Origin of the sequence: Streptomyces tyrfis (assembly GCF_037034285.1) — a bacterium.
Taxonomy (GTDB): domain Bacteria; phylum Actinomycetota; class Actinomycetes; order Streptomycetales; family Streptomycetaceae; genus Streptomyces.
The window spans coordinates 1-8,403 of the sequence record NZ_JBAGJZ010000091.1 but is presented as its reverse complement, the minus strand read 5'-3'; the positions used below and the strand labels follow the sequence as shown (position 1 = coordinate 8,403).

The 8,403-nt window shown below is 71.6% G+C and carries 6 protein-coding genes and 1 pseudogene; 5 read left to right on the top strand and 2 right to left on the bottom strand.

Translation table 11 applies throughout. The features are described from left to right. Window positions 1–190 precede the first annotated feature (190 nt). From WA762_RS35085 to WA762_RS35065, 5 genes are read left to right on the top strand one after another with little or no spacing between them, the layout of a single operon-like run. Window positions 191–1,939 carry an ABC transporter substrate-binding protein gene (locus WA762_RS35085; protein ID WP_335941643.1) on the top strand — a complete coding sequence of 583 codons (1,749 nt, stop codon included), beginning with the start codon at window positions 191–193 and terminating at the stop codon, window positions 1,937–1,939. Window positions 1,940–1,949: 10 nt separating this feature from the next. Then, window positions 1,950–2,900 carry an ABC transporter permease gene (locus tag WA762_RS35080; protein ID WP_335941642.1) on the top strand — a complete coding sequence of 317 codons (951 nt, stop codon included), beginning with the start codon at window positions 1,950–1,952 and terminating at the stop codon, window positions 2,898–2,900. Next, a complete protein-coding gene (locus WA762_RS35075) occupies window positions 2,897–3,883 on the top strand; it encodes an ABC transporter permease (RefSeq protein WP_335941641.1) in 987 nt (328 codons plus the stop codon). The genes WA762_RS35080 and WA762_RS35075 overlap by 4 nt, the downstream gene beginning before the upstream one ends. Further along, window positions 3,883–4,887, top strand: a complete 1,005-nt coding sequence (locus tag WA762_RS35070) for an ABC transporter ATP-binding protein (RefSeq protein ID WP_335941640.1) — start codon at window positions 3,883–3,885, stop codon at window positions 4,885–4,887. Before WA762_RS35075 ends, WA762_RS35070 begins: the two co-directional genes overlap by 1 nt. After that, window positions 4,884–5,900, top strand: coding sequence for an ABC transporter ATP-binding protein (locus WA762_RS35065; protein WP_335941639.1), 1,017 nt, complete (start codon window positions 4,884–4,886; stop codon window positions 5,898–5,900). Before WA762_RS35070 ends, WA762_RS35065 begins: the two co-directional genes overlap by 4 nt. 59 nt (window positions 5,901–5,959) lie before the next feature. On the opposite strand, the gene WA762_RS35060 is transcribed toward WA762_RS35065, so the two are convergent. Both WA762_RS35060 and WA762_RS35055 read right to left on the bottom strand, forming a co-directional pair. Next, a complete protein-coding gene (locus tag WA762_RS35060) occupies window positions 5,960–8,062 on the bottom strand; it encodes a S9 family peptidase (protein ID WP_335941638.1) in 2,103 nt (700 codons plus the stop codon). Between the two features lie 204 nt (window positions 8,063–8,266). Further along, window positions 8,267–8,403: pseudogene (locus tag WA762_RS35055) on the bottom strand (IS6 family transposase); the annotation flags it as partial.

Here is an 8,403-nt window from a genome sequence, read left to right as displayed (position 1 = left end):
CACGGTATCGGCGCTGACGCACCGTCAGGGACGGTGGGCGCTCCGCTGTCCGGGTCCACCCAGCCACCCCTGATTCGAGCTGGTTTGGGCACGGCTGGATAACGGCGGTGCGAATCTCTTGTGCAGTGCAATTTCACATTACTATGTTACTGGTCACATCCTAGAGCGCGGCCCTTCACTGGAGTGAACCATGACCAAGCGCACCCAACTCGCCCTCGCTACCGCCCTGGTGGCGACACTCGCACTCGGCGCCTCGGGCTGCTCCGACCCCAAGAAGGGCTCTGCGGGCAACGGCGCCGCAGGCGCCGACCTCGCCACCGTCAACGAGGGCAAGATCCTCGGCGGGACCCCGGTGAAGGGAGGGACCCTCACCGTGCTGTCCAACCAGGACTTCTCCCACCTCGACCCCGCACGCAACTGGGTCATGCCGACCATGGACTTCGGCACCCGTCTCCTCTACCGCACGCTCGTCACCTTCAAGGCCGAGCCCGGCAAGGGCGGCAGCGAACTCGTCCCCGACCTCGCCACCGACCTCGGTACCCCCTCCGACGGGGGCCGGACCTGGACCTTCACCCTCAAGGAAGGCGTGAAGTACGAGGACGGCTCACCGATCAAGGCCCAGGACGTCAAGTACAACGTCGAGCGTTCCTTCGCCGCCGACCTCACCGGCGGTCCCGACTACGCCGCCCAGTATCTGGCCGGCGCCGAAGGCTACAAGGGCCCGCTCCAGGGGCAGCACCTCGACTCGGTCAAGACCCCCGACGACCGCACGATCGTCTTCGAACTCAAGCGGCCCGTCGCCGATTTCTCCGCCACCGCCACCCTGTCGACCTTCGCGCCCGTGCCCGCGTCCCAGGAGAAGGGAACCCAGTACGACGCCCGCCCCTTCTCCTCCGGCCCCTACAAGATCGAGAAGTACGACCGCGACAAGAAGCTCGTGCTCGTCCGCAACGAGCACTGGGACCCGAAGACCGACACCGTCCGCAAGGCTTACCCCGACAAGTTCGTCGTCGTCATGGGCCTCAAGGGCGGCCAGATAGACGACCGCATCATCGCCAGCGAGGGCGCCGACGCCTCCGCCGTCCAGTACTCCGACATGCGGCCCGAGAGCGCCCCCAAGGTGCTGCCCAAGCCCGACGTCAGGGCGCGCATGCTCGCCGAGTCCCAAGGCTGCACCGAGATGCTCCACCTCAACAACTCCCGCGCCCCCTTCGACGACCCCAAGGTCCGCGAGGCCATGCAGTACGCCGTCGACAAGGAGGCCGTGGTCACCGCGGGCGGCGGACCGGCCCTCAACGAGGTGGCTACCGCCTACCTGCCCCCGGCCCTCTCCGGCGGCGAGCAGGCCGACACTCTGAAGATCGCCCCCTCCGGCGACCCGGCCAAGGCCAAGGAACTGCTCAAGGCTGCCGGCAAGGAGACCCTCAAGGTCTCCCTCGCCGTCTCCACCGGCGACAAGGGCAAGGCCGAAGCCATCCAGCAGGGCCTGGCCCGTGCCGGCGTCGAGGTCGTCGTCGACACCATCGACCCGGGCGCCTACTACGATGTCATCGGTGACCTCTCCACGACCCCCGACATGACGCTCACCGGCTGGTGCCCCGACTACCCCTCCGGCTCCACCTGGATCCCCTTCGTCTTCGACGGACGCACCATCAAGGAGAAGGGCAACCAGGGCAACAACGCCCAGTTCCGCGACGAGGCGACCATGAAGCGGATCGACGAGATCAACGCCATGGCCGACGCCCGGCAGGCCAACCAGGCCTGGATCGACCTCGACGCCGAGATCATGAAGAAGTCCCCGTCCATCCCGGTTCTGCTGAAGCGCAAGCCGCTGCTCGTCGGCGCCAACATCGCGGGCGCCTACGGCCACCCCGTCTGGACCGGCACGATCGACTACGCCACGGTCGGCCTCAAGGACCCGTCCAAGAGCAAGGGCTGACGGGCCCGCCATGACCGCCACCGCATCCGCCCCCGCAGCCCGCGAGGTGAAGGAGGCCCTGCCGGGCAGCAGCCCCTGGCAGCTCGCCCGGCGGGAGCTCCGCCGCCGCCCCGCCGTCCGCGTCAGCCTCTGCGTCGTCCTCCTCTTCGTCCTGATGGCCGCCACCGCCCCCTGGCTGGGCTCGCTCGGCGGCTGGTCCCCCGAGGAGTTCGACAAGTCCGCCGTCGACCCCTACCTCGGCGGCCAGCCCCTCGGCTCCTTCGGCGGGATCAGCCCCGAGCACTGGCTCGGCGTCGAACCCGTCACCGGCCGCGACCTGTTCGCCCGCGTGGTCCACGGCGCCCAGATCTCCCTCCTCATCGCCTTCGCCGCCACCGCCATCGTGGTCGTCGCCGGAACTGCCGCGGGGATCGCCGCCGGCTACTTCGGCGGCCGCACCGACGCCGTTCTGTCCCGGCTGATGGACCTGACCATGTCCTTCCCGTCTCTCATCTTCATGATCGCGATGCTGTCCGTCGCCAAGGACGTCAACCGCATCCTCCTCATGACCGCCGTGATCGGCGTCTTCGGCTGGCCCGGCGTCGCCCGCGTCGTCCGGGGCCAGACCCTCTCCCTCAGACACCGTGAGTACGTGGACGCCGCCCGGGTCGGCGGCGCCGGCTCCTGGCGGATCCTGACGCGCGACATCCTGCCCGGTGTCTCGGGCCCCGTCATCGCGTACACCACCCTGCTCATCCCCGGAATGATCAGCACCGAGGCCGCCCTCAGCTACCTCGGCGTGGGCGTGCGCCCGCCCACCCCCTCCTGGGGCCAGATGATCGCCGAGTCCGTCGCCTTCTACGAGACCGACCCCATGTACTTCGTCATCCCGAGCGTCTTCCTCTTCCTCGCCGTGCTCGCCTTCACCCTGCTCGGCGACGCCCTGCGCGACATCCTCGACCCGAGGGGCGGCCGCACGTGATCCTCTACTTCGCCCGCCGCCTGATCGCCCTCGTCGGCGTACTTTTTGCCATCGCCGCGGTCACCTTCACCATCTTCTACGTCCTGCCCTCCGACCCGGCCGCGGCCGCCTGCGGCAAGACCTGCAGCGCCGAGCGCCTCGCCGACGTACGCGCCTACCTGGGCCTCGACCAGCCCCTGTGGCGGCAGTTCGCCGACTTCCTCACCGGCATCTTCACCGGCCGCACCCTGGGCACCGGCCAGTACGCCGTCGCCTGCGACTTCCCCTGCCTGGGCTATTCGTACGAGAACTCCCTGCCCGTGTGGGACCTGCTCATGGACCGGCTCCCGGTCTCCGCCTCCCTCGCTGTCGGCGCCGCCGTTCTCTGGCTGCTGCTCGGCCTCGGCGCAGGCGTCACCGCCGCCCTGCGCAAGGACACCGTCACCGACAAGGCCCTGATGGTCGGCGCCGTCGCCGCCGCCTCCCTGCCCGTCTACTTCACCTCCGTTCTGCTCATCTACGGGGTCATCCGCGTCGCCGGACTCCTGCCCTATCCCGCCTACCAGGCCCTCTCCGACGATCCGCTCGCCTGGGCGACCAACCTGCTGCTGCCGTGGATCGCCCTCGCCCTGCTCTACGCCGCCATGTACGCCCGCCAGAGCCGCGGCTCCATGATCGAGGCGATGGCCGAGCCGTACATCCGCACCGCCCGCGCCAAGGGCATGCCCGAGCGCACGGTCGTCGTCAAACACGGGCTGCGCTCCGGAATGACCCCGATCCTCACCATCTTCGGCATGGACCTCGGCGGGCTGGTGGCCGGAGCCGTCATCACCGAGTCCATCTTCGGGCTCCCCGGCATCGGCCGGCTCTTCTACGGGGCGCTGGTCAGCTCCGACCAGCCCGTCGTTCTCGGCGTCACCCTGCTCGCCGCCTTCTTCATCGTCGTCGCCAACCTCGTCGTCGACCTCCTGTACGCCGTCGTCGACCCGAGGGTGAGGTACTGATGGACGCTCCGCTCCTGGAGGTACGCGATCTGCGCGTCACCTTCACCACTCCGCGCGGCACCGTACGGGCCGTCGACTCGCTCGGCTTCACCGTCGAGGCCGGCCGCACCCTCGGCATCGTCGGAGAGTCCGGCTCCGGCAAGTCGGTCACCTCCCTCGCCGTCATGGGCCTGCACCGGGCCGGGGCCGAAGTCGCGGGCTCCGTAAGGCTGTCCGGCCGGGAGCTGACGGGCCTGTCCGAGGGGGAGCTCTCCCGGGTCCGCGGCCGCAGCATGGCCATGATCTTCCAGGACCCACTGTCCAGCCTGCACCCCTACTACACGGTCGGCGAGCAGATCGCCGAGCACTACCGGGTGCACTTCAAGGCCCGCCGGGCCGCCGCCCGCAAGCGGGCGGTCGACATGCTCGGCGAGGTCGGCATTCCCGAACCTGCCCGCCGGGCCGGGGAGTACCCGCACCAGTTCTCCGGCGGCATGCGCCAGCGCGCGATGATCGCCATGGCCCTGGCCTGTGAACCCGAACTGCTCATCGCCGACGAACCCACCACCGCCCTCGACGTCACGGTGCAGGCCCAGATCCTGGAGCTGATCGCCCGCCTCCAGCAGGAGCGCGGTCTCGGCGTCGTCATGATCACTCACGACCTGGGCGTCGTCGCCCGCGTCGCCCACGAGGTGCTGGTCATGTACGGCGGCCGGGCCGCCGAACAGGCTCCGGCCGACGCCCTGTTCGCCGACCCCGCCCACCCCTACACCCGGGGGCTGATCGACTCGCTGCCCCGCCTCGACACCGCCGACGACGTGCCGCTGCCCTCCATTCCCGGCTCCCCGCCCTCCTTGCTCATCCCGGCGCCCGGCTGCGCGTTCGCCCCCCGCTGCCCGCGCGCCGCCGGCCCCTGCGCCGACGTACGCCCCGAGCTCCTGGCCCACGGGGAAACGAACGGGCCGGCGCGGACGGTGGCCTGCCACCACGCCGGCTCCCAGGCCGCCGAGGAGGCTGCCCGATGACCAGCACCGCCACCACCGCCGCCACCGGGACGGACACCTCGGCCGCCGGACCCCTGCTGTCCGTACGGGATCTCACCATGACCTTCCCGGGGAGACGGACCGCGACCGGGCGCCGGGGGGCGCCCGTGCGCGCCGTCGACGGGGTCTCCTTCGACCTGGCGGCCGGGCAGACCCTCGGCCTCGTCGGGGAGTCCGGCTGCGGGAAGTCCACCACCGGCCGCATGCTCGTACGGCTCCTGGAGCCCACCTCGGGCCGGATCGCCTTCGACGGCCGGGAGATCGGCCGGCTCTCGCAGCGGGCTCTGCGGCCGCTGCGCCGCGACATCCAGATGGTCTTCCAGGACCCGCACTCCTCCCTCAACCCCCGCCAGACCGTGGCCCGGATCATTGCCGATCCGATGCTGGTACAGGGCCGGAGCGCTGCCGACGCCCGTCGGCGCGCGGCCGAGCTGATGGAGCTGGTCGGCCTGATCCCCGAGCACATCGACCGCTACCCGCACGAGTTCTCCGGCGGTCAGGCCCAGCGCATCGGCATCGCCCGGTCGCTGGCCACCGGCCCCCGGCTGGTCGTGGCCGACGAGCCGGTGTCCGCCCTCGACGTCTCCGTTCAGGCCCAGATCGTGAACCTGATGGAGCGGCTCCGCGCGGAGCTCGGCCTCGCCTACGTGTTCATCGCGCACGACCTCTCGGTGGTCAAGCGGGTCAGCGACCGCGTTGCCGTCATGTACCTCGGTCGGATCGTCGAGATCGGAGACAAGAAGTCCCTCTACGAGAACCCGCAGCACCCCTACACACGAGCGCTGTTGTCCGCCGTACCCCTGCCCGACCCGGCGGCGGAACGACGCAGGGAGCGGATCGTGCTGCTCGGCGACCCGCCGAGCCCGGCCGCCCCGCCCCCGGGCTGCACCTTCCACCCGCGCTGCCCCAAGGCGCGGGAGATCTGCCGCACCGAGCGGCCGTTGCTGCAGCTTGTCGCCTCGCGCGAGGTGGCGTGTCACTTCCCGGGTGACTGACGGGGACAACGGGAAGAAAGAGGCAGGGCCCCGGGGACGTCCCCGGGGCCCTGTCGTCGTTACCGCGGTCCCGGGCGCTGCGGCCCGAGTTCGCGGCGGAAGAACTCCAGCTCCAGCGCCATCACCTTCTCCCGGGTCCCGCCCGGGGTCATGTGGGTGACACCGGGCAGGGCGAGCAGCTGGTGCGGGCGGCCCGCGTCGGTCAGGGCCTGCGAGAGCCGCAGGGTGTGCGAGGGGTGCACGTTGTCGTCGGCCAGGCCGGTGACCAGCAGCAGCGGCCGCGACAGTGCGGCGGCGTCGGGGATGAGGGAGTCCCGTTCGTACACCTCGGGGTTCTCCTGGGGCAGGCCCAGGTACCGCTCGGTGTACGCCGTGTCGTAGTACCGGAAGTCGGTCGGCGCGGCCCCGGCCGCCGCGGCGTGGAAGACGTCCGGGCGGCGGAGCACCGCCATCGCCGACAGGTAGCCGCCGTACGACCAACCGCGGATGCCGACCCGGCCGAGGTCGAGGTCGGGGTGGCGGGCGGCCAGCGCGTGCAGCGCGGCGACCTGGTCCTCCAAGGTGACCTCGGAGAAGCCCCGGTACATGGCGTGGGTATGGGCGGGGGAGACGTACGCGGTCCCGCGGTTGTCCACGGTCACCACCGCGAAGCCCTGGTCGGCCCACCACTGGCGGTGCTGCCAGCGGCGCGGCTCGGCGCAGACGTCCTGCATCCCGGGGCCGCCGTAGCTGTCCATGAGGACGGGCAGTCGCGTGCCGGGGACGTGGTCGCGGGGCAGGACCAGGGCGGTGGGGACGGCGTGCTCGGTGACCCGCTCCAGGACGGGCTCGACCCGGTACGGCAGCGGCTGCGACAGGTCGGCGGGGCGCAGCTCCCGGCCGTCGACGGTGCGTACGGTGTGCCGGATCCCGTCGGCGTCGGCGGTGGTCAGCAGCAGGTTCCCGGAGCCGGCCCGGACGCTGTGCACCCCGGGCCCGTCGGCGAGCGGGGTGAGGGCGCCGGTGGTGGGGTCGAGGAGCAGCACCTGCTGTTCGGCGGGATCGCGCTGCCCGGCCTCGATCAGCAGCCGCCCTTCGTGGACGCCGGCCATGGCACGCACCTGGATTCCGTCGCCGGTGAGCAGGACCCCGTCCACCGCGAGGGCGCGGGTGGTTCCGCCGAGGGTGTCGGCTGCGGTCAGCATCCGTCCGTCGGGGAGGCGCGCCGGGGTGCCGGGGAGGAGCGGGTCCACCCAGTGGGGGTGCGTGGTCCGCGACAGCTCCCGGGTCCTGCCGGTCGCCGGGTCGGCGGAAAGCAGGAGCACGGTCTGCTGGAGCCGGTCCTGGACGGTCAGCAGGATCTCGTCCGCCGCCTCCCACCCGGCGTCGGAGACGTACGGGTACGTCCCGGCGTCCCACTCCAGCCGGGTCCGCGCGCCGTCCGGGCCCAGTACCCACAGCTCGACGCGCGCATTGGGACCGCCCGCCTCGGGGTACGCGAAGTCCTCGCCCGGGAGCTCCGGGTGTGCCGGGTCGGCGAACCAGCGTCGGGGGAGGGCGGATTCGTCGACGCGGGCGGCGAGCAGGGTGACCCCGTCGGGGGACCACCAGTGACCGCGGGAGCGGCCCAGTTCTTCGGCGGCGGCGAACTCGGCGAGCCCCCAGCGGGCTCCGTCGGCGGGGCTGACGCGGCCGCCGGGGGCGACGTGGAGGGCCTCGCCGCTGACGTACGCGGTGCGGGAGCCGTCGGCGTTGGGGCGGGGGTCCACGGCCGGACCGGCGGTGGGTATCTCCTCGGGGCCGCGGGTGGAGGCGGTGGAGACATTGGCCTGGACTCCATAGAGCCGTCCGTAGAGGGCGAAGACGGCGCGTCGGCCGTCACCGGAGAGGGCGTAGCCCCCGATGCCGGAGGCGACGAGCCGGATCCGCTCGCGCAGCCTGCGTTCGGCGAGGGGGAGGGGGCCGGGGAGGTCGCCCGGCCCGGTCCACAGGGCGCGGGGGTCGGCGAGCAGGGTCTCGGCGCCAGTGGCGGTGTCGAGAACCCAGAGGCTGTCGACGGGATCCGTGGGACCGGTGGAGCGCAGGAACCAGAGGAGGCGGCCGTCGTCCCCGAAGGAGAAGGCGCGAGGGGCGCCGTGGGTGAACCTGGCGGTGCTCGCGGAGAGCCTGAGGAAGTCATCCATGGTCGTAGTGTCACATGTGAAATACCACATCGCTGCTGCGGTCTGGTGTCGATCTTGTCCGCCACGTCGGTCCCACTGCTTCGATGGCGGTCAGCCGTTCGCTCCGCGTCCTGAGCCCGAGGTGTCGGCGGGTGCTGTCACGTTGTTGAGTGTGTGTGCCTGACGGTGTGTCGGGGGTGGTGGGGCCGGGTTCCGGCTCCGTGCTCAGGCCGCAGCAGGCAGGCCGGCGGCGCCGGTGATCTGGTCCCAGATGGCGAAGCGGGTGGTCATCTCGGTGCGGTAGTGGGCGGCGGTCATCAGGTGGCGGCGGGGTCTGAAGTGGCGTGAGACACCGCTGAACG